The 20,758-nt window shown below is 53.7% G+C and carries 18 protein-coding genes; 4 read left to right on the plus strand and 14 right to left on the minus strand.

Going from position 1 to position 20,758, the window contains the following annotated elements; genetic code table 11:
* Positions 1–24: 24 nt before the first annotated feature.
* From ONV78_RS09170 to ONV78_RS09200, 7 genes are all read right to left on the minus strand, one after another.
* Complete coding sequence (locus ONV78_RS09170; protein ID WP_279502765.1) at positions 25–759, minus strand: S-methyl-5'-thioinosine phosphorylase; 735 nt, start codon at positions 757–759, stop codon at positions 25–27.
* Position 760: 1 nt separating this feature from the next.
* Entirely contained in the window at positions 761–1,882 is a 1,122-nt protein-coding gene (locus ONV78_RS09175) for a mechanosensitive ion channel family protein (protein WP_279502767.1), read from the minus strand.
* Positions 1,883–1,924: 42 nt separating this feature from the next.
* Positions 1,925–2,965 (minus strand): beta-N-acetylhexosaminidase, encoded by a 1,041-nt coding sequence (gene nagZ / locus ONV78_RS09180; protein ID WP_279502769.1) that lies wholly within the window; start codon positions 2,963–2,965, stop codon positions 1,925–1,927.
* 44 nt (positions 2,966–3,009) lie between these two features.
* Positions 3,010–3,492: a L,D-transpeptidase gene (locus ONV78_RS09185; RefSeq protein ID WP_279502770.1), complete on the minus strand. Its 483-nt coding sequence runs from the start codon at positions 3,490–3,492 to the stop codon at positions 3,010–3,012.
* 73 nt (positions 3,493–3,565) lie between these two features.
* On the minus strand, positions 3,566–4,237 hold the full coding sequence (locus ONV78_RS09190; protein ID WP_216735573.1) for a TetR/AcrR family transcriptional regulator: 672 nt from the start codon (positions 4,235–4,237) through the stop codon (positions 3,566–3,568).
* A 238-nt stretch (positions 4,238–4,475) separates the two neighbouring features.
* Complete coding sequence (locus tag ONV78_RS09195) at positions 4,476–5,687, minus strand: ammonium transporter (RefSeq protein WP_279502773.1); 1,212 nt, start codon at positions 5,685–5,687, stop codon at positions 4,476–4,478.
* 432 nt (positions 5,688–6,119) lie between these two features.
* Entirely contained in the window at positions 6,120–7,064 is a 945-nt protein-coding gene (locus ONV78_RS09200) for a hypothetical protein (RefSeq protein ID WP_279502775.1), read from the minus strand.
* Between the two features lie 152 nt (positions 7,065–7,216).
* On the opposite strand from ONV78_RS09200, the gene ONV78_RS09205 reads away from it, so the two are divergent.
* Complete coding sequence (locus ONV78_RS09205; protein ID WP_279502776.1) at positions 7,217–8,026, plus strand: riboflavin synthase subunit alpha; 810 nt, start codon at positions 7,217–7,219, stop codon at positions 8,024–8,026.
* Positions 8,027–8,143: 117 nt separating this feature from the next.
* Entirely contained in the window at positions 8,144–9,595 is a 1,452-nt protein-coding gene (locus ONV78_RS09210) for a rhomboid family intramembrane serine protease (protein ID WP_279502777.1), read from the plus strand.
* Positions 9,596–9,638: 43 nt separating this feature from the next.
* On the opposite strand, the gene ONV78_RS09215 is transcribed toward ONV78_RS09210, so the two are convergent.
* The 4 genes from ONV78_RS09215 to ONV78_RS09230 all read right to left on the minus strand — a co-directional run bounded on the left by ONV78_RS09215 (position 9,639) and on the right by ONV78_RS09230 (position 15,434).
* The gene (locus ONV78_RS09215; protein ID WP_279502779.1) at positions 9,639–11,102 is read right to left on the minus strand and encodes a hypothetical protein; all 1,464 of its coding nucleotides are present in this window, start codon (positions 11,100–11,102) and stop codon (positions 9,639–9,641) included.
* Between the two features lie 138 nt (positions 11,103–11,240).
* Positions 11,241–12,248: a DNA polymerase III subunit delta' gene (gene holB, locus ONV78_RS09220; RefSeq protein WP_279502781.1), complete on the minus strand. Its 1,008-nt coding sequence runs from the start codon at positions 12,246–12,248 to the stop codon at positions 11,241–11,243.
* A gap of 191 nt (positions 12,249–12,439) precedes the next feature.
* Positions 12,440–14,449 carry a DUF3488 and DUF4129 domain-containing transglutaminase family protein gene (locus tag ONV78_RS09225; protein WP_279502782.1) on the minus strand — a complete coding sequence of 670 codons (2,010 nt, stop codon included), beginning with the start codon at positions 14,447–14,449 and terminating at the stop codon, positions 12,440–12,442.
* Positions 14,442–15,434, minus strand: a complete 993-nt coding sequence (locus tag ONV78_RS09230; RefSeq protein ID WP_279502784.1) for a DUF58 domain-containing protein — start codon at positions 15,432–15,434, stop codon at positions 14,442–14,444. The genes ONV78_RS09225 and ONV78_RS09230 overlap by 8 nt, the downstream gene beginning before the upstream one ends.
* 267 nt (positions 15,435–15,701) lie before the next feature.
* On the opposite strand from ONV78_RS09230, the gene ONV78_RS09235 reads away from it, so the two are divergent.
* On the plus strand, positions 15,702–16,322 hold the full coding sequence (locus ONV78_RS09235; protein ID WP_127971572.1) for a hypothetical protein: 621 nt from the start codon (positions 15,702–15,704) through the stop codon (positions 16,320–16,322).
* A gap of 158 nt (positions 16,323–16,480) precedes the next feature.
* Here ONV78_RS09235 and ONV78_RS09240 read toward each other — a convergent pair whose 3' ends face one another.
* Both ONV78_RS09240 and ONV78_RS09245 read right to left on the minus strand, forming a co-directional pair.
* Complete coding sequence (locus ONV78_RS09240; protein WP_279502786.1) at positions 16,481–17,044, minus strand: DUF6160 family protein; 564 nt, start codon at positions 17,042–17,044, stop codon at positions 16,481–16,483.
* A gap of 242 nt (positions 17,045–17,286) precedes the next feature.
* Complete coding sequence (locus ONV78_RS09245) at positions 17,287–17,841, minus strand: DUF6160 family protein (RefSeq protein ID WP_127971576.1); 555 nt, start codon at positions 17,839–17,841, stop codon at positions 17,287–17,289.
* A 747-nt stretch (positions 17,842–18,588) separates the two neighbouring features.
* On the opposite strand from ONV78_RS09245, the gene pabB reads away from it, so the two are divergent.
* A complete protein-coding gene (pabB, locus tag ONV78_RS09250; RefSeq protein ID WP_279502788.1) occupies positions 18,589–19,920 on the plus strand; it encodes an aminodeoxychorismate synthase component I in 1,332 nt (443 codons plus the stop codon).
* Here the strand turns inward: pabB and thrH are convergent.
* Positions 19,917–20,531, minus strand: coding sequence for a bifunctional phosphoserine phosphatase/homoserine phosphotransferase ThrH (thrH, locus tag ONV78_RS09255; protein ID WP_279502790.1), 615 nt, complete (start codon positions 20,529–20,531; stop codon positions 19,917–19,919). The two genes, pabB and thrH, sit on opposite strands and share 4 nt — an antisense overlap.
* Positions 20,532–20,758: the final 227 nt, after the last annotated feature.

The following is a 20,758-nucleotide window of genomic DNA, read 5'->3' on the forward strand; positions in this document are numbered from 1 at the left end:
ATGTATAACGCACAACGCTGAAGGTCAGCTCTCTGCAACCAGCGCCGCCAGCAGCTGCTTCACATACCCCATACCCTGATCAATCGCCTCATGGATTTCTTCCATAGTGATGATATTTTCGCTGACGCCCGCCGCCGGATTAACGACCAGGGAAATACAGGCATAAGGGACATCCAGCTCGCGCGCCAACGCCGCTTCCGGCATTCCCGTCATACCAACGATGTCACAGCCGTCTTGTTTCATGCGGCGGATTTCCGCCACCGTCTCCAGGCGCGGTCCCTGGGTAGCGCCGTAAACGCCAAAGTTGCTGTGCTTGACGCCCAAGGCGGTCGCCTTTTCACAAATCAGTTTGCGCAGCGCTTCATCATAGGGGTAGCTGAAATCGATATGGGTGACATGGTCGATATCGCCCTGAAAATAAGTATGCTCGCGCCCATAAGTGTAATCGATCACCTGGTCAGGGATGCACACATGGGTCGCCCCCATATCCGGATGAATGCCGCCTACGGCGTTTACCGCTAGGATGCCTTTGGAGCCCGCTTCTTTCAGCGCCCAGATATTAGCGCGGTAATTCACTTCATGAGGCGGGATTCGGTGCGGATTGCCGTGACGCGCCAAAAACAGCACCTCTTTCCCTTGCAACTGCGCGCGTACGATATCCGCCGAGGGCGCGCCCCAAGGCGTATCGATCTTGTCCTGCCCCTTGATTTCCAGACCTTCCAGCTCAGTCAGTCCAGTGCCTCCAATAATGGCGTACATGTCATTCTCTCCGATCTTGTAAACTTTCTGCTTCTTTCAACACTTTCAGTTGGTCCGGCAAATGCACCGTTTGCGTTGGAAACGCCACTTCCGCGCCGTGCTGCTGAATAATGTCCATCACTTTGATCAGCACGTCCTGCTTGACCTCGTGGTACTTGATCCAGTTGGTGGTCTTGGTGAATGTGTAGATAAAGAAGTCCAGAGATGACGCCGCAAAGGCGTTGAAATTGACAATCATGGTCTGGGTTTCATCTATTTCATCGTGCTCCGCCAACATGGTTTTCACCTGTTCCACAATCACCGGCACTTGTTTGAAATCGTCATAGCGAACGCCGATAGTCTCGTAGATACGGCGATGAGTCATTCGGGAAGGGTTCTCCACCGAAATCGTAGTGAAGGTGGAGTTGGGCACATACAACGGACGCTTGTCGAAAGTGCGAATACAGGTCAGACGCCAACCAATCTGCTCTACTGTTCCCTCAATGTTCTTGTCTGGAGAACGAATCCAGTCTCCCACAGAGAACGGACGATCCAGGTAGATCATCAGGCCGCCGAAAAAGTTGGCCAGCAAATCCTTGGCGGCAAAACCCACTGCAATGCCGCCGATACCCCCAAACGCCAGCACCCCGGATACGCTGTAACCCAGGGTCTGCATGATAACCAGCGCCCCGGTAATAATGATGGAGGCGCGCAGCAGTTTGCTGATCGCCGACATGGTGGTCTTGTCCATGGGCTGTTTCATCTTGTCCGGCGACACCAGAATTTCTTCCGCGCCTCTGACGAAACGGATCAGGAACCAGATAATCAGCACGATGACGCCGATAGCCCGGATAATATCCACCGCCTCAAATACGACCGCGCCAGTTTCACGCTGCGCCACTTCCGCCGCCCAGGAAAGCCCGATCAGCCAGATGAATACCCCAAGCGGCTTGGCGCCGGCGTCCAGGAGCGTGTCATCCCACAAGTTCCGGGTTTTCGCCAGCTGACGCGCGATTCGCGCCGTTATTTTATGGCACAGATAATTGGCGACCAGGGTTACGAAGACGATGAGAAACACCCGCACAATCCAATGCATGGAATCGTCGGCAAACCCCAACCAAGAACTCGCTTCACTCCAGGACACAACTTCCCCCTATCGTTACGTTAGTATGCTATTTCATCACGTTTACTGACGCAGGCTTTGCGCCAGCTCACGGGCTCGGGCCAGCCTCGCCTGGTCCACCGTCCCTAAAGGGCGTCGTCGCATACTGTGGCGACGGCGCAGTGAATCTTCCGGGAATAATAGATCCTCAGGCAGGGCCTCCAATTTATTGGCGACCTTGAGTAAGCGCTCAGGATTGTTGCACGCCATCAGCAGATCACAACCCGCCTGCAGCGCCCTGACAACACTGGCGCTTTCACCCTCCTCGCCATCCAGATCCGCCCCCTGCATGCCCATATCGTCGCTGATAATAGCGCCCTGATATTGCAAGCGCTCACGCAAGACCTGGGTGAGCCAGAAAGCGGACTGACTTGCAGGTGAGGGGTCGCAGGCAGGATAAATGACATGAGCAGGCATCATCGCCTCGACGCCGGCGTCAATCATTTCAATGAAAGGCAGCATGTCCGCGTCCAGTAAATCTTCATAGCTGCGCAAGTCGCGGGCGCTCTCCACATGCGTGTCTTCCGCCACAAAGCCATGTCCAGGGAAATGTTTGCCTACGCCTGCGCAGCCAGCCTCCCCCATCCCGCGCCAGAAGGCGCGCGCCAACGCCGCCGCCATAGCCGGCGTATCACCAAAAGCGCGGTCGGCGATGACTTTGTTTTTGCCATAATCCACATCCAGCACGGGCGCGAAGCTGAAATCAAGGTCAAACTCTCTCAGCTCTATGGCGGTGAGCCAGCCCAGCTCTGTCGCAATTGCCTTGGCTGTAGCAGGGTCTTCTTGGTAGCTTGCGCGCAGTTTTCCGGGGGCCGGCAATAAAGTGCGTCCTTCCCGGAAACGTTGCACCCGACCGCCTTCCTGATCCACACACAAAAGCAGTTCAGGACGTATAGCGCGAATCTGTTTGACTAACGCGTCCAGTTGCTGAGGATCGGTGTAATTACGTGCGAAGAATATGACGCCACCCACGACAGGTCGGCTCAGTAGCTCCTTTTCCTCCGCGCTAACATCCAGCCCTTTAAGATCGATAATCAAAGGACCCAGTTTTGCTGTCTTGCTCATAAGAAATCGCGTATCTGGCTGATTGGATTTAGGCCGCGCGCAGTTTAGCCGTTGATGAGAACGGGAGTTCCAGGGCCGACGCGGTCAAAAAGCCGGATAATATCTTGATTTCGCATTCGAATACAGCCATGCGACAACGGCTCGCCCATAGGCTCGGAGTCTGGAGTTCCATGTAGATAAATGTAGCGACGCATCGTATCCACATCACCGCCGCGGTTGAAGCCCTTTTGGGTCCCGCTCAACCACAGAATGCGCGTGAGAATCCAGTCGCGTTCAGGGTAGGCTTCAGCAAGCGCTGGGGAATACGTTTCACCGGTCCAACGGCGGCCGCGAAACACAGCATTAAGCGGCGCCTTTGCGCCAATTTTGGCGCGAATGATATGTTCGCCCCGTGGCGTTTGTCCGCTGCCGTTACGTTCGCCAACGCCCGCTCTGGCGGTGGACACGGTGAAAGTCTCCACCGCTTTACCTGAATCCAGCAGCGTTAACGTTTGCAATGGTACAGAGATGACAATAGAAAGCGACATGAGGCTCCAGGAGTTGATTGGCGACTGCCCCCAAGAATATTACATCCTCGCCGGGTTTACAGCCGCCCCTGACTCACCCTGCGCTGGCGGCTTCCGTAGAAGTGTGACGCGACTCGTCCGAGGGCGCATTGATGCCCGCAGCCAGGAATGGCACCAGCTGATTGACGATGCCGATCACAGGGGTTTTTACACCCAGTTCTTTCTCAAGAATGCTGCCCAACGCTTCTGAGGAGGACATAGTGAACGCTGTAGCGCCCAGCATAAACTGAATACGCCAGAAACGCTCCACCGCATTCAGCTCTGGCGTAGCGTCCTTCAACAGGCGCATGAACAAACGGAATTCTGTGGAATACTGTTGCTCCAGATACTTGCGCAAATGTCCCTGAGATTGCGTGTAAGCCAGCCCGAGCAGACGCATGAAAATTGACAGGCTCTTGCTGTTTCTGGCTGGAATGTCGATAACGGAGGAAGTAACGATCTGCAGCAGTTCCTCCAGTTCGACTTTGCGACTTTCCGCAACGACGCCCTGAAGTCTATCTCGCAATATGCGGGTGAATGGATTAATGAAGCGTGCGAACACGGCTTGAATCAGCGCGTTCTTGGAACCGAAATGGTAGTTTACCGCAGCCAGATTGACTTTGGCTTTGCTGGTTATCTGCCGCAGTGATGTTTCCGAGAACCCCCGTTCCGCGAATAACTGCTCTGCAGCATCTAAAATCCGATCAACTGTATCTGACTGAGACATGTTTATTCTTCTGACGTACCGCTCCAAACAAGTGTTTGAAACATACGTTTGATAGGCTGGAATGTCAAGTCTGACAACGTTTTATATTGTGCAATTATTGCACACACGATTTTAACGAACCAGTTCAGCGGAAAGGCCGGTCAAGTTTGCGCTGAATGCAGATAAATTAACAGTCGGAAGTTCCCTTATGCGCCGGCGGGCATGACTTACAGCGTCATACCCACCGGAGCCGGAGAACTCAGTCCATGCTGTTGGCGCCAATGCGATGAATCGCCAAGTCCGCTCCCTGATATTCCTCTTCTTCGGATAAGCGTAGTCCAGACAGCTTTTTCACCACGCCATAGACGACAAATCCGCCCACAAACGCCAGCACCGCGCCGGTGACCGATCCGACCAGCTGTGACAGGAATGTGACGCCGCCAAGGCCGCCGAATGACTGCAAACCGAAAACGCCCGCCGCCACGCCGCCCCACAAACCACAGACGCCGTGTAAGGGCCAAACGCCCAATACATCATCCAGTTTTCGCAGGCGTTTCTGCATGTACTCAAACAGGAAGACAAATAACGCTCCCGCCACTGCGCCGGTAATAAGCGCGCCAATCGGATGCATAATGTCAGATCCAGCGCACACCGCCACCAGCCCGGCCAAAGGACCGTTGTGTATGAATCCAGGATCTTTGCGCCCTACCAGCATAGACGTCACAATGCCGCCCACCATCGCCATCAGGCTATTAAGCGCGACAAGCCCGCTTACGCCGCCCAGCGTCTGCGCAGACATCACGTTGAAGCCAAACCACCCCACCGTCAGTATCCAGGCGCCCAGCGCAAGAAAAGGAATGTTGGATGGCGCGAAGGCGACCAGCTGACCATTGCGATAGCGGCCGTTTCTCACTCCCAGCAGATACACCGCGGCGAAGGCGATCCAGCCCCCCACAGCATGTACGACGACGGACCCTGCGAAGTCATGAAAAGTAGCGCCAAAGCGCTCTTGTAAGAAGTCCTGAAAGCCGAAGGCGCCGTTCCAGGCCATTCCCTCAAATAAGGGATACACCACGCCCACACAGATTGATGCGGCGATCAGCATGGGGTAAAACTTGGCGCGTTCTGCGACGCCTCCGGAAATAATGGCGGGAATCGCCGCGGCGAAAGTCAGCAGGAAGAAGAACTTCACCAGCTCATAACCGTTGTTGACGCTCAATTCGGTGGCGCTGGAAAAGAAGTTGACCCCATAGGCGATCTGATAGCCAACGAAGAAGTACGCCAATGTAGACGCGCCAAAATCCGTCATAATTTTCACCAGGGCGTTTACCTGGTTTTTATGGCGCACGGTTCCCACTTCGAGAAATGCAAAGCCAGCGTGCATCGCCAGCACCATAATGGCTCCCAAAAGGATAAACAGGGTGTCGGCGCCTTGCAGCAAGGTCTCCACCGCATTATTCGTGTCGTTCATTCCATCTCCTGTTACGCTCTTGCATGGTGCGCCGCTCATCACAACGCACACAAATAGTGCTTTTGATTTTGTTATTGTCGATCCGTCTTAGAGTTAGGCAGTCCCTTGCTTTTCTTTGTTTTTCGCAGAGTTACAGCCACAAATCACACTTGCCATCCATAACTCTTCGACTAAATCAGCAAATTCCAGACCAAACACGCACCAACTTAAGGCCAGACCTATCGCACGACGCACTTTAATGAGACAGAGACAAATAAAAGTCGAAAAGACGCGCCATAAAAGCGCATACATGAACACAGGAGATCCGCTCCCTACTTCAGAGAGCAAAGTCAATGGCGAGAGCGACAGCAGGGATTAAACGTGAATTGGTGGGATAAGTGAGGATGCGAAGCGAACGCTGACAGCCACCAACGAGCACAGGAAGGCTCATACTCAGGCTTCAGCTAACGCCAGATCCGCAAACTCCGTCTTAATTTTGGCGCTGGCTTCCATGTATTTATTCTTGGTGATCTCAAAAGCCTGCTGAGCCTCCAGCAGGTATTGCAGATAGAGACGAATCGCAGCGACCGTCCGCATGGCTTTGATTAACTGCCCTTGCTGACTCAAAGTGACAAGACGCCGATAGCGTCTGTCCAGCAGACTCTTGCGGTAGGTTGACATCATCAGACATTGATACGCCAAACCGTTGGAGCCTTCCAGCATACGGATGTGGGTGATCGCGCGAAATTCCAACTCTTTTCTCTGACGCACTAACTCACCGTACCCTGCATTCTTGATGAAAAGACGCCGCAGGGGTGGAATAGCCAAGGCGGATAAAGCGACAAAGAAACCAAAAGCGATACCAGCAATCCAGGCGTTAAGCCCGCCCTGCCAGCCAATCAGGAATACCGCGAAACTAAGCAGACAGGATAAAAGCCAGAGATCCCTGCGCCGCCGGGCGCTGATCAAATCAATCGTCTGCGGATAGTGCTTGATCGCCAACACGTCATAGTTCATGACTTCAAGCGCCTCACACTCCCGGAGAATCTGAGTAAGTTGATTGCGCTGCGCCACGGTCTCCCGATAGCGGCGCTTACGATCCTCTTCACTCTCCGCCGCATCCGCCTTTTTCTGCTCCGCTTTTTTGGCGCCCTGAGCGGGTGGCGCAACGCCGTTGCTTTTCGTCTTAGCTAAGTCTTTATTAGCGCGCGGGTCCGACGGCGGCGCTGCCGGCGTTTTTGCGGGAGACTTTGCAGCAGGCTGAGATTCCTTGGCGGCGGGTAGCGTATTGCTCCGGTGTTCCTCCACCGCACGCCGCACTGGGTCCATATCACCGCGCGCCAATGAGCGCAGCGTCTTGGGATCCAGATCAAAATCATTAGGGTTATGTATCTTCATATCGAAAACTATAGAGTAATAACGAGGACGGGTCACCAGCGCCCACTGCGCCAAAACCTCGTCAGCCTCAGACTATTTAGCAATAGACGCGCCAGTCACCTGAATTCATTAGAAAAACCTGTACATTGCTGCGATGCGAGACTTAGCTAGATATGACATACGCCGAGTATTTGGCGAATACGCCCTCCCCTTGCGACAAAACATACCGCTGGGCCGCCTCTTTCGACTCAACTACCCAGAGAAATACGCCTGAAAAGTTAGAAAATACAGCCATGGACGCTTATTATGACCACCTGCATAAAAAGCATTTACCTCAGCGAAAGGATCAGTCCACCGTGTTTACAGGAATCGTTCAAGGCAAAGCCACACTGCGCAAAGCCGTACGCCGCGAAGGTCTCTACACCTACGATTTTGAGTTCCCTACCGACCAGTCTTCAACAGAAACAGGCGCCAGCGTCGCCATCAACGGGACCTGTTTGACAGCGGTGCGCATTGATGGGGCCTATATCGCCTTCGATCTTATGACAGAGACATTGCGCCTGACCAACCTTGGCGATCTCAATGAAGGTGATGAAGTCAATTTCGAGCATGCCGCGCGAATTGGCGATGAAATTGGCGGCCATCTGATGTCAGGGCATATCCATGATGTCGCGGTGCTGACTCATATCGAGCGCACGGAAAATAACGTGGCGCTGGATTTCCAGTTGCCCCCGGAACTGCGCAAGTACGTCTTCGACAAGGGCTTTATTGGCGTAAATGGCGCCAGTCTGACCGTCGGCTCCGTCAGTAAGGACGGGTTCAGAGTGAACCTGATACCGGAAACGCTGCGTGTCACGACTTTCAGCGCCCTGCAACCGGGCGACAAGGTCAACATAGAGGTCGACCCGCAGACGCAAACGCTGGTGGACAGCTTGGAGCGAATGCTGCCCCGTTATCTGGAGAACCTGACTCCCGGCGCCTGATCGCCAGCATTGGATGCGCGCCGCAGTGGCGCGTTTCCCGCTTATCTCCGATAATTATTTTCTATGACTTTTCAATCCGTTCCTTGTGCTTTCCCTGTAGGTAGTTAGAGATCCAAGATGCTGATTATTCCCGCTGAACAGACCATCAACTGGCGCAAGCCCCCGGTCGCCACACTGCTGTTGATCTTCATTAATTTCGCCATATTCTTTTACCTCAGCGGCAAAGATAATCGAGTCTGGCAGGACGCCGCCCATTACTACGAACAAAATCAGATGGTCAAACTGGAGGCGCCTGAATTCGCCGACTATCTGCAGCGCCATATCGGCCTGGGCCAGGACAACCGTTTTGAGCTGTCGGCGGCGGCGCGTAAAGCCGTCAACGAGGGTCGCGGCGACGAACTGATTCCCTACATGCTGACCGATAGAAAGTTCGTTAACTATCTGATGCAGAATGGGCAGGAGTTCATTGAGCCGGAAGCCTTTGAAACCTGGAAGTCCCAGCGCACTTACCTCCAGGAGCACTATCTCAGCCAGCTCAGTCACCTACAGATGGGACTTATTCCTGGAGAGATGGAACTGGCGGATCTGCTCTCCTATCAATTCCTCCACGGCGGCTTCGGACATGTTTTCGGCAACATGGTAATGCTGTTTTTACTCGGATTCGCCATTGAACGCATTCTTGGCGCTGCGCTTTATGTCATGGCTTATCTGTTCTGCGGCGTGGTTTCAGGCTTTATTTTCAGTATGGTGGAAGGCGACAGTCTGACGCCGCTGGTGGGCGCATCCGGGGCTGTGTCAGGTCTGATGGGGATGTATGTGGCGCACTACCGGCTGCAGCAAATCCGTTTCTTCGCCTTCCTTTATGTCTACTTCAACTACTTCCGCGCGCCAGCGTTAATCATGCTGCCGGTTTGGGTAGGCAAAGAGCTTTACGAGTACTTCACTTACGTCGACTCCAATGTCGCCTATGTCGCTCACGCCGCGGGACTGGTCGCGGGCGCCGCCATCATCTTCCCCCTGGATCGCCTGGCGCCGAGGGCTGCGCAGGAAATCACTCATTCCCCGGAAGAACAGGACCAGTCCATGCGAGAAGAACTGGCTCGCGCCATGGACGCCGTTGGGCGAGTCGACTTTCAACGCGCGCGGGAACGCTTCAAAGCGTTATGGGAAAAACACCCTGAGCACATCGGGATTCAGGAGCAGCTTTTCCATTTATACAAAGTAAAACCGGACACCCAGGAAAGCCTGCAGTTCACCATCACAGTGCTTGAGCATGCGTTGAAGATGCAGGACTTTAATCATGCCTATTTCATCTGGAGCGAGTATCAGAAGTACGCCAAGGAAAACTCTCGTCTGGAAGACAAGTATCACTTCCGTATTCTGAACACCTGTCTCAACAACAACCTGATCAAAGAAGCAGAGCAGGTATTTGGCGTAGTAGTGAAAAGCATCAGCAATCCAGAGCTGGTGCGAGAGTGCTACCGCACGTTGATTCAGGCGCTCAAAGCACGGCAAATGGACGTCAAAGCGCAGAAATATGAGCGCGAACTAAAGCAGCTTGAAGGTTAAGAATCTTAAGAACCCGCCGCAAATGGGCGCGCAACCCGCGCCCTCAGGATGACAGTCCAAACTTGGCGACCGGCTCCGGCAGCCTGCCATTCTTCGCCATCGCTTCAATCCATGCAGGAATTTCCGGCACGGCGGAATGGTCCGGGTAATGTTTCTGCACATAGAGCAAATATTCCTTGGCTTTATCCGCTCGGTGCAGCCCATTCGCCAGGGTACGCGCCATGACAATGATCGCGTCAGCGGCGTGCGCGGATTCTGGAAACCGGGAATTGAACCCCTGCAGCAACTTCAAGGTCAGCCTGAAGTCGCCAGAGTGATATAGACTCTGCGCCACGTTGTACAACAGCGTCTCATCGTTGATCGTATAGTCCGGGAAATGTCCATAGAGCCCTCTCAGCACCAGCTTCAGCTCATGAATCCTTCCTGCGTCCGCCAACATCTGCAAAACAGGCTTTGACGTTTTCAAAAGCTCTGGCCAGGCGTTGGTCTCCAGCAGCAGTTTGTACAGCCGGTCCAGCACCACCAAATCATGCGGTTTGCGTTTATACAAGTTGCGCAGCAGCCCAGCCGCCGCCTCGTAACGCCCTTCCTTAAGATTGATGTCAATTTCCGCCATCGCCAGCTTATCATTCCGCTGCGCCAGCGCTTCTGGATTCTGCGGCGGCGCATCAAGAGCTTCATCAGGCGCCAGGCCAAGGCGATGCTGATACTGAAACAACAGATAACCCAGCATATTGAAGATCACCAGCATGAAGTAACTGGAAATAAAACCCGCTAGTGGAAAGCCCAGGGTTTGGGAAAAGTTGCTCAGCACAAAATCCTGCGCCGCGCCCAGCCCCAGAAACAGCAGAAGCAGATAGCCATAAAGAACGAAATACGGCCAGCCAATGCTGGAGATGAATCCGATCAGACGCGTCGGATGCAGGGCATCCACCACATTGCCTTCAATCGCCAGCAGCATGATGCTGGCTGGCAGAACCAGTGCTGAAAACGCAACCGCCAGAATCATCAGAAAAGAGCCGCCCCATATGCCGGAGACGACAATGAGCGCGCCGAAGGCAATGAAGATCAAGGTCTGCTGAATGACCAGCAATAACCCGCCGCCGCTGAATGCGGACAACAGCTCAGGCGGCTTCAACACGCCTTTGGAGGTGGTCTCAATCACGCTATACATGTATTTGACCTGCGCGCAAAACAGGGCGATAGCGATGATCAGCGATATCAGGTCTTTACCCAACGCCAGCGGCACCAAGGTGCAGATGGCCACCAAAATCATGGGGTCCCTGGCCATGGGGTAGGCGAAGAAGTCGTTCAGCCGCTGCCAGAACGGCGTGACCTCCGCCGCAGAGCCTTCCGCGGAATACCGCATGACCTGCTGACACAACGGACAGGTCGCGGCGCCTTTGCCCGGCTTTACCGGAACGCAGCTACCGCAGAGTTGAACATGGCAACCCAGGCACTGCCAGTTGGCGCCATGGGTGGGATGGTATCTGCAATAAACATCCACGCGCGTATATTTCCTTTTGCTAACTTACTACTTAACTCGTTTTCCAGGCTCCTGTTAAAGGAGCGTATGACAACTCATTTTGCGACCGCATTGTCGCAGGCGCAAAGCCATCAAATATGACTCACTCGGTAGAGGCGACTATTTCTTGCGCTTGCGTACGCGCTTGTTCGCCAATAACCAGCTTTCCAACATCAGTTGTGGATTCAGGTTGCGCTGCTCCACCAGAGATCGCTTTATCTCGATGAGCTCCGCATAGAGTGAAACCAGCTGCTGCGTGTCCAGACGCGCGCCCACGCCCGCCAGAGTCGCTTCCGTCTCGCCCCCCTCGCCCGCACTTACCTGCGTGGCGGTCAGCAATTGTTTCAGCCAGATAGCCAGCCAATCCGCCAAACGCTCAAGATCGAGCTTGCTCCAGGTTTCCGCCAGGGTGAACGCATCCACGCGCCCTTCCAGGTAGTTGAGCCAGTCCGCCAAGACTTCCGCCCGTAACTCCAGTATGTCCTGACTGTGCCATGCCAATGCGGTCAAAGGGCGACCGCCAGCGCTTTCCGTCAAACTATAGGCGCGCTCTTTCGGCACATCCAGTTGAGTCAGCCAATTCACCACAGACTCTCTATCCGGCGCAGCCAGCGTATATATCTGACAGCGGCTGCGAATCGTCGGCAGCAGCAGGCTGATTTGTTGCGAAACCAGCAGAATGACGGCGCTGGCGGGCGGCTCTTCCAGTGTTTTCAGAATGGCGTTGGCGGAATAGGCGTTCATCGCCTCCGCCGGGGTCAGCACGCATATTCGGCGACGGGAGATCTGCGGCTTGGCGTAGATAAAGTCTCCCAGTCCACGCACCTGGTCAATTTTTATGGCCTTGGCGCCGTCCTCTGGAGCCAACCATTGCAAATCGGGGTGCGTCCCCGCTTCTATCAGCTTACAGGAACGACAGTCGCCGCAGGGACGTTCAAGACGCAGAGCCTGCTCACAGAGGAGGAATTTGGCGTATTCAGAAGTCAGGCGATTCTTGCCAACGCCGCGTTGTCCCGCCACCAAAATAGCGGAAGGCACTTTATCGTTGTGCGCCAGCCCCACCCAGTCGCGCCAGGTTTTGTTGAGCCAGGGAAGTTGATCCAGAGATATTTCCGTCGATTCGGACATTAGTACTCGATATTTGGTGCTATTCAGTTTTTGTTTATCGGGCAGACAAGTAGCGTCTAGCTGACTGCCACCTACCTGCAACAGCAGTACCTGTAGATATCAGGCCCGCCTCCCGCGGCATGCCGTCGCGCAGGCGCAAGCATGTGCAAGACTATTAATCACGCCAACCTCGTGAAGGTCGTTTCGGCGACTCAAGGATTCAAAGCCAGTTGCTTGATGTCCCGCTTCAGGCGGCGCACTCTGTCTGGACTGCCGCCGCCGTCATCCGCATACAGGTTTTGCTCAAACTCGCTGAAAATCTGCCGTAGCAATTTACGCTGCCGCGGCCACTTTTTAATCGCCAGGGCCAATGCCTGCCCAGGCGTCAAGCCCGCATCCAGCAACAACCCCTTCTTGTGCATTCTATTCAGCAGAGATCGATACAAGCGCACCATGGGATCGCCTTTATTGCGCCGCCACTCCGCCTTAAGGGTCAGTAATGACAGAACGAGAAAGACCATCATGGAGACGCCTGCGAGTATCATCAGCATCGTCTTCATGTCGCTATCGCCAAACCAGCGTTTGAAGAAACTGCTCTGCTTCTCCTGATCGTAGTTGACGACCCATTTCTGCCACATGTAATTCATGTATTCCAGATTATTGGTCACCCAGGCGAAGACGCCGATATGGTTATATCTGGCCAGGGACAACGGCGTATTTTGCAGGAATGTGCCCTCTTCCGCGACGGCGTCTCTAATGCCCGACTCCACCCTTTGCGGCGCCACCGCCGCCGTCGGATCGACACGCACCCAACCGCGTTCAGGCAGCCATGCTTCCACCCAGGCATGGGCATCATACTGATGCACCACCAGAAAGCCACCCTGCTCGTTCCACTCTCCGCCCTGATACCCGGCGAGCACCCGGGACGGAATATTGGCCGCGCGCAAAATGAACGCCATCGTGCTGGCGTAATGCTCGCAAAAGCCGCGACGCGTGTCGAAGAAAAACTCATCGATTCTATTCGGCGAGGTCAACAGCGGCGGCGATAGCGTATAGGCGTAGGGTTCCTGATTAAAACGCGTCAACACCGTCTTTATAAAGGTTCCGGCGTCAGGCGTCGTCTCACGTAATTGTTTGGCCCATTCAGCAGTACGGGGATTGGAGCCCTGCGGCAAACTGCTGAAACGGGCGAAGCTTTGGGCGCTTTCTCTATATTCCTCAGCTTGATTGATGACGCGATACCACTCTGGCGACTTCACGTCTCTCATAAATCTCACCAGCTGGTCCGGCGTTGAGAAAGGCGCGCCCCGCGCCACCTTGGCGTCATCCAGCGCAAAGCCCCATTCACGATTATGGGGTTCCAGCAGCACCTCATAATCCCACTGCTCAGTCTGAGTTCTGGCGCCCGGTCTGACCGCGCCTTGGCGGTCGCGATTGGTCTGACTGAATGACCGCTTCCAACTCGTACCGTCGTAGCGATCCAGGATCAAAGCGCGCCAGTATAGGTCCCGGTAGGCCGGTCGCGGTCCATTAAACACAATCCGAAACGCTCGCTCGCCTGACTGGGCAAGATTCGCCACATCTCCCGGCGACATGGTTTCATCAAGCCCGGTAAACGCGGTGGAGCTCTTTAGCGGCATCGCCCATAAAGGACCAAATCGGGGAAAGAACAGATACATCACGATCAACAACGGCGCTGCAACCGCCATGGAGCCATACACGCCTTTAAAAGTAGCGCCAATGGAACGGGATTTAAGCGACTGGTTCACCGCCATCAGAGCAACAAAGCTCAATCCCATGGCGATGAATATATAGAGACTGACGAACAGGGACTGGGTGAACAGGAAGCCGAGGCAGAGCAAAAACAACGTCATAAAACTGAACAGGAAGGCGTCGCGCCGCTGGTTCAGCTCCAGCAACTTCAGCGCATAAGCCAACACAAAAAAGCCGACCGCCGTCTCCACCGTAAACTGCGCCTGCGTCGAGAACACATAGGCGACGGAGGTCACCACCATGACTCCGCCTTTCACCCAGGTCGAGGGTGCGGACCATTTTCCTTGATACACCCGGGTGCGCCAAAACACGGACACGCACGCGAATCCAAGCAGCCACACTGGCACATGGTTCCAGTGCGCGCCTGCGGCGGCAGCCAGAGAAACCACCATCCATACCAGCGCCCGCGTATCCAGTGCGGGAGACTCCTCAAAACTTCGCTTAAACATGATCGGGATACTTCGCCAGCGCAGTCAGACATTTATTGCGATGCTCAAGACCCGAGCCAGGCCCGCACGCCCAACCGGGCATACGTAATCCGTAAGGCGTCCCTTTTTGCTCCAGCTCCAAAATCTGGGCGCACAGAGTAGACAGGCGCAGCTCCGTCTCCATCCCCTGATAGGCGTCAAAATCAATCCAATCCGGGTCTAATTCCGGCTGACTGAATTCCTTACTGTATAACTCCCCCTGCTGCGCGTACTTCTTCCAGGCGATACGGGTTAACGGCTCGCCGGGAACATAAGTGCGCAGGCCTGCGAAATCTTCTTGCCCCACGATGTGCGAATCGCCTTTACCTTCGCCCTCAGCCAGGGAGGCGCTCCACTTAAACTGAGGTTGCGTCGCCGGCCTGGGATAGACCAGCGCCTTGGCGTTCAGGTCCTGCCAGGACCAGGCGCGAATCAGTCCCATCGGATAGGTGGACGTAATCAGCATACGCCCCGGCGTCAGCCAGCCTCGTTTGCGACAGCGATACTCAATCACCGCGCGTCGCTGCCCATTCTGATCCAAGTCCAAAGTAACATAGCTGTCAGGCGTCCAACCGAGTTGCACCGCGGCCGCGCCATTTTCCGACGCCGACACTAGAAACTCAAACCCGGCCAGTTCGTCAGCGAAGCAGGAAGCCGCGCGATGAAAGCGAATAACCAGTCCCGACATATTGCGGTAGGCGATGAGGATATTGACCACAAAAATAGAAATAAGAAAGAAGCCTACGGCCAGAATCATGGAGTTCTGATAATTGATCCCGGTAAGAAGAATCAGTCCCGCCAACATCACAAAGCCGACGCCCCAACGCGTAGGCAACACAAAAATAGCCCGATGCGACAATGTGGCTTCTTCTACCGGCGGCAGCCGCTTTTCCACCCACTTATCAATGCGGCGCCCGAGTTGACCGCCGATGCGCGCCCCTGATTTTTGCCTGATGCCGGTTGTCATAACACTACTACTTAACTTCTGTCCTTGTCTTTTGCAGGCCAGGGAAATACAGGCTTACAAAAATTAATCAAAATTCGCGCGATACAGTGGCTTTTGCGAATCAATCGGTTGAAAATGTAAGTATACGCAGTAAAACTGGATTCCACCTAAACGCTTGTGGCCGAACGCAATTATTTTTTCTCCACGCATGCTTTCGGCAGCGGGCTCATGAGAATCGGTTGTTGGAAAATTTACGTTTAACACGAAATTGTAAAACACGGCGCTGCTATGAACTACTCAAGGATTTTGCTCGGATTGGCCGCCACCGGCCTTGTTCTGACCGCCCGCGCGGAAGTCAAATCAATGACCAGCGGCGAGTTGACCGACACCTATATTAAAGATTCCACCATCATCGTTACCCCTGCTCCCAAAAAGCCGGAGAAAAAACGGGTCGTCACCTACACCATCGGACCCGGCGAGCCCGTAAAAACAGAAGCTGAAGAGCAGTCAGAACTGAACACCGCGTTGACGGTGGATCAGCAACAGTTTAAAGACTCTTCAGAAGCCGCCGCCCAAGTGATAAGAGAGCTTGCGTTTATTCCCTATACGCAACCAGAGCTGGCGGCGCTGAGCGAACGTCCGCTGCCTCATCCGGACTTGGTGATTCCAGACGGAGCCTTCACATTCCAGCAGGTTCTATCGCCTTTGAACCCGGATATGGCGCAACTGCCCTACGGCGACCAGTTAAATCTGCAATCCAACGGCCAGCAGTTAACTATCACGATTGGAAACAATTTACCCGGCGTCGATAACATCATCATCCCTGAACGAATCCAGGGCGGCATGATTGATTTAGTTCCACGGGACAGTGGCGGGTTTGATCTGACGCTGACAATGCCTCAGCAGTAAAAGAGAAGTACAGAAGGCTCGCTAATACAGCGAGCTTTTTTGTTTGCGGAGTCACAAGAAACACCAGCCGGATGACAGATACTAACCGCTTCGGCTGATTATCAAAGCAGGCGCGCCAGACGCGGGCCTCCATCCCGGCCTAACGCCATCAGACATTTTCAGAACATCTTTATCGGCGTCAGCTTATACGCATCCGCGCCGACATTAATAATATCCGTATTGATCGGGGCGTTGAGAATCACCAGCCCCTGCTTGGTAAGAAAAACCTGATCATCTATGTTCACAGAGGTATCGCTCTGCTGTATATCCAGCGGCATAAATCCTGTGCCAAACCCTACATTGGGCTGAAAGCTGAATATTGCGGCGCCACGGTCTTCAACGCCATCTCCGTTGGTGTCGATCTGGCCATAACGCAAAGGTAAAACGGCCGTAAACAGGTCAACGAGCGTCCCCGTGCGCGGGGTTCCAAAGGTCATCCCCTGCAGGGAGACATTATCATCGTGAACCGCCCCGTCGCTGGACGTCTGACCAGGATAAATAACTTCCCGCACCCCGTCGGGGTTAGTGTAGGCGATCGCCTCATAGGTAACTTGACCGTTTATTTCGATAACGGGAGCCGCCTGCCCCACAACTTCACTAAGCTGTTGATCGTTAATCGGTTTTAATTCGGCCATTACCGCCGTGGAGAACATCGCTGCGCAAACAAACACAGTCTTTTTCATACTCCCCTCCACACTCCTTACATCTCTAGAGCTTTTGTTACTGCTGGCGCTTAAGAGCCTTTCGCTCAGCGCAAGGCAGACGTTACGCCATACTCACTGAAGCCAGTGTATGTATCGTCTGTCTGAGAAAGGATGATTTTTACTGCAGAACAAATAGATGCTTAAGAGATATTCACAAGAAAAGGCATCTCGAACGATGCCTTTTCCATCATCAATCGACTGACCGTCAGGTCCGCCCGGTATTAGTTACCGTGAACAACCAGCTCAAGGCCGTCCAGGTTCATACCGATGATTTCAACAGCGCCCATGCTGTTAACTTGACCCAGACCAGTCTGGTTCAGGTAAACACCCATGTCGCCTACGCGCATGTTGATGTCGGAGTTGGCGAAGGTGATGCCGATACCGCCCAGGTTAGTAGTGCCCAGAGTGGCTGCGTCAGCCAGGGCGTCGATAGTAACGTCAACGCTACCGTTGATTGAGATGTCTTTCGCGATGAAGCCGCCCAGTGCGCCAGTAGAAGCGCCCAGAGTAGCGTTAGAAGCGGAATCCCATGCTTCTACGTCAACTTCCCATTTGAACGCGTCGATGTGGATGCCAGCGTCAGTATCCCAGTCGCTGTCAGCGATTACAGCGATGTCTGAGTAAGTCAAAGAACCGAAGCCGGCTTCGATGACCAATCCGCTTTGACCGGAAACGTCCGCCAGTACAGCGTCGTCAACTGCTTTCAGTTCAGCTTGCGCAGCCAGAGGAGCCGCAGCGATAGCAGATACCAAAACTAATTTTTTCAGGCCTTTCATTAAAATTCTCCTAATGTTTATTTTTTTAATTTCAGGAAACTCTCGTGAGCTTCAGATTACCGCTCAATAATCAAACAAATTGTTTGACAACCGACCGAATAATTCTGAGCGATTGTTAATTTAGTTTACGCTTCATTGGTTTTCCGTGATTACTCTCACAGTTTCCATATTATTAATATGCGTCTAGAATTCCATTTAAAAACAAACAATTAGCGACTAAGTACAACCGCCTGAGCATCGTGAAACGTTTCGTTTTTGTTTGATTTGTGTTTCACAATCACGAGGCCAGTGTAGGGTTGTGTAACCGGCGAATCCGTGAATGAAATCACAGAAATCAGCCCGTTTGTTAAGAAGTGTTAACGAGTAGACACTATTTGGCCATCTGGCCTATATACGGTCCGACAAGGCCCGCCAAAAAGCGCATCACAATAGATAAACATCCTTTTAAATTTCCTGCCAAGAGCCAGCCAAACGGCTAATTGCGACCGAACTGGAGGTCCAAACGCCGCCGCCAGCGACTTAAAAACGTGAGCAACTTCAAATATGCGCTCGCTAACACTACAATTCCGCAGTCTTTTGAGACCTCTCAAGCCAATAGACGTAAGACAATAAGAAGTCCGGCCGCGAAACACAGCCGTCCGAGCGCCTGAAAAATGGAAGCCGGAAGGTTAAAATGTCGGATTAATAAGCCAATGGCGCTTAGCGAGCGCCGAAAGAGGCGCTTTTTAACCAGGCCAATATTTGTTGATGTCAGTTTTCACCATTCCCTACGCAGACTATAACGCCGTCATTCACTTGCTATCTTCCCGTCCTGGCTTCTGTTGGCTGGACAGTCGAACTCAAGAGGGGCGCGCCTTTGAAATTATCGCCTGTGATCCGGAATGGATAGCCCGCAGCCAGGGTAACACCCACGTTCTCTCCCGTCCCGGCGAGACAGAGACGCCCATCTCCTATGCCGACCTGCTGGCGCTTGCTCAGCAATCCCGCGCCGCCCTTCCGACGCCCTGTTTCAAAGGCGGCCTGATCGGATTCATCAGTTATGAGTTTGGGCGCAACCAGTTGCTAGGCGACCACAACTGGCGTCGAGAGTCCGTATTTCCATCCGCCTGCATTGGCGCCTATGACCATTACCTGATCGTAGAACACGACAAACAGACGATTACTGGCTTCGGAACGCCCGCTTTCCAGAGCCTGCTGCAACAAAACGCCCCCGCCACAGAAGCTTTCAACGTCACTCGGGCGATTGCTCCGGACTGGAGCTACGAGCAGTACGCAACCGAGTTCGACAGAATCAAGGAGTACATTCTCGCTGGAGATTGCTATCAAATTAACCTGACGCAACGCTTTTCAGGCGCTTACGCAGGCGATCCTCTGGAGGCTTATATAAATGTAAGGCAGGCGGCCAAGGCTCCCTATTCCGCCTTTTTCCGCAGCGGTCATGGCGATCTGCTTTGCTTTTCGCCGGAGAAATTTCTGACGGTGAACGGTCGCGATGTCGTCACCAAGCCGATCAAAGGCACCCGCCCGCGCGGCGCCAGCGCCGCCGACGATTTTCGCCACATTGAGGATCTTACCTCCAGTCCCAAGGATCGAGCGGAAAACGTGATGATTGTGGACCTGCTGCGCAATGACCTGGGTAAGATTTCCAAAGTCGGCAGCGTCAAAGTGGAAAAGCTCTGCGCGCTGGAGACCTACAGCAACGTCCATCATCTGGTCAGCACAGTGACATCCACCTTGCGCGACGACGTCTCACCTTTCGCAGCGCTGATATCCTGTTCACCGGGCGGGTCAATTACTGGCGCTCCCAAGAAGCGGGCGATGGAAATTATTGATGAGCTTGAGGGTCACGCCCGCAGCGCTTACTGCGGCAGCGTATTTTATCTGTCCAATGATGGCCGCATGGACAGCAATATCGCCATCCGCACCATGACCTGCAGACAGGGCGACATGCATGTATGGGGCGGAGGCGGCATTGTCGCGGACTCAGATTGCCTTGCTGAATACAATGAGTCTGTCGTAAAAATCAGACACATTGTCGAAGCCCTCGGCGGAGAGCTTCCCGGCAAACGCGAAGATTAGTCCGTCACCAGGCGACTGGCTTTGATAAATTCCGCTCGCAGCTCATCGTAGGTATGCACCGCGGGAAACTGCGGAAATTCAGTTATCACGTTGTCAGGCGCATTAAACAGAATACCGGCATCCGCCTCCGCCAGCATCGTGGTGTCGTTGTAAGAGTCCCCCGCAGCGATAACACGGTAATTCAGGCCATGAAACGCCTGCACCGACATCCGTTTTGGGTCTTTCTGGCGCAGCACATAATTTGCGACTCTACCGCGCTCATCGACTTCCAGGCGATGACACAACAATGTCGGCCACCCCAGCTTCTCCATCAATGGCATCGCGAACTCGTAAAAGGTATCGGACAAAATCACCACCTGAAACCGGCGGCGCAACCAGGCGACAAATTCCTGGGCGCCTGGAAGCGGTTCCAATGTGGCGATAACAGCCTGGATGTCCGGCAGCCCATAGCCATGCTCATTAAGGATTTTTAATCGCTGCCTCATCAACACATCGTAGTCCGGGATATCCCGGGTCGTCGCACGTAAAGCGTCTATCCCAGTTTTTTCCGAGAAAGCGATCCATATCTCGGGTATCAACACCCCTTCCAAATCCAGACACGCTAGTTCCACGATTCACTCCTGTCATCTTTATTCGTTTGAAAGTTACAGAAACAAACATCTACGCCGCTCGTTTCAGGCGTGACGCAGCGTTCCGCAGCAGCCCAGGCCAGTCCTGCTTCTCCTAAAAAGCGCCTTAATCATAAGGGTTTAGCAGGGGGTTGCATATTCGATGAATAAAGCTAAAATCGATTAAAGATGTAAACAAGATTTCACATAAGTTTACGAAAAGAATAACA

The organism is Hahella sp. CR1 (assembly GCF_029813005.1).
In the GTDB taxonomy this organism is placed as follows: domain Bacteria; phylum Pseudomonadota; class Gammaproteobacteria; order Pseudomonadales; family Oleiphilaceae; genus Hahella.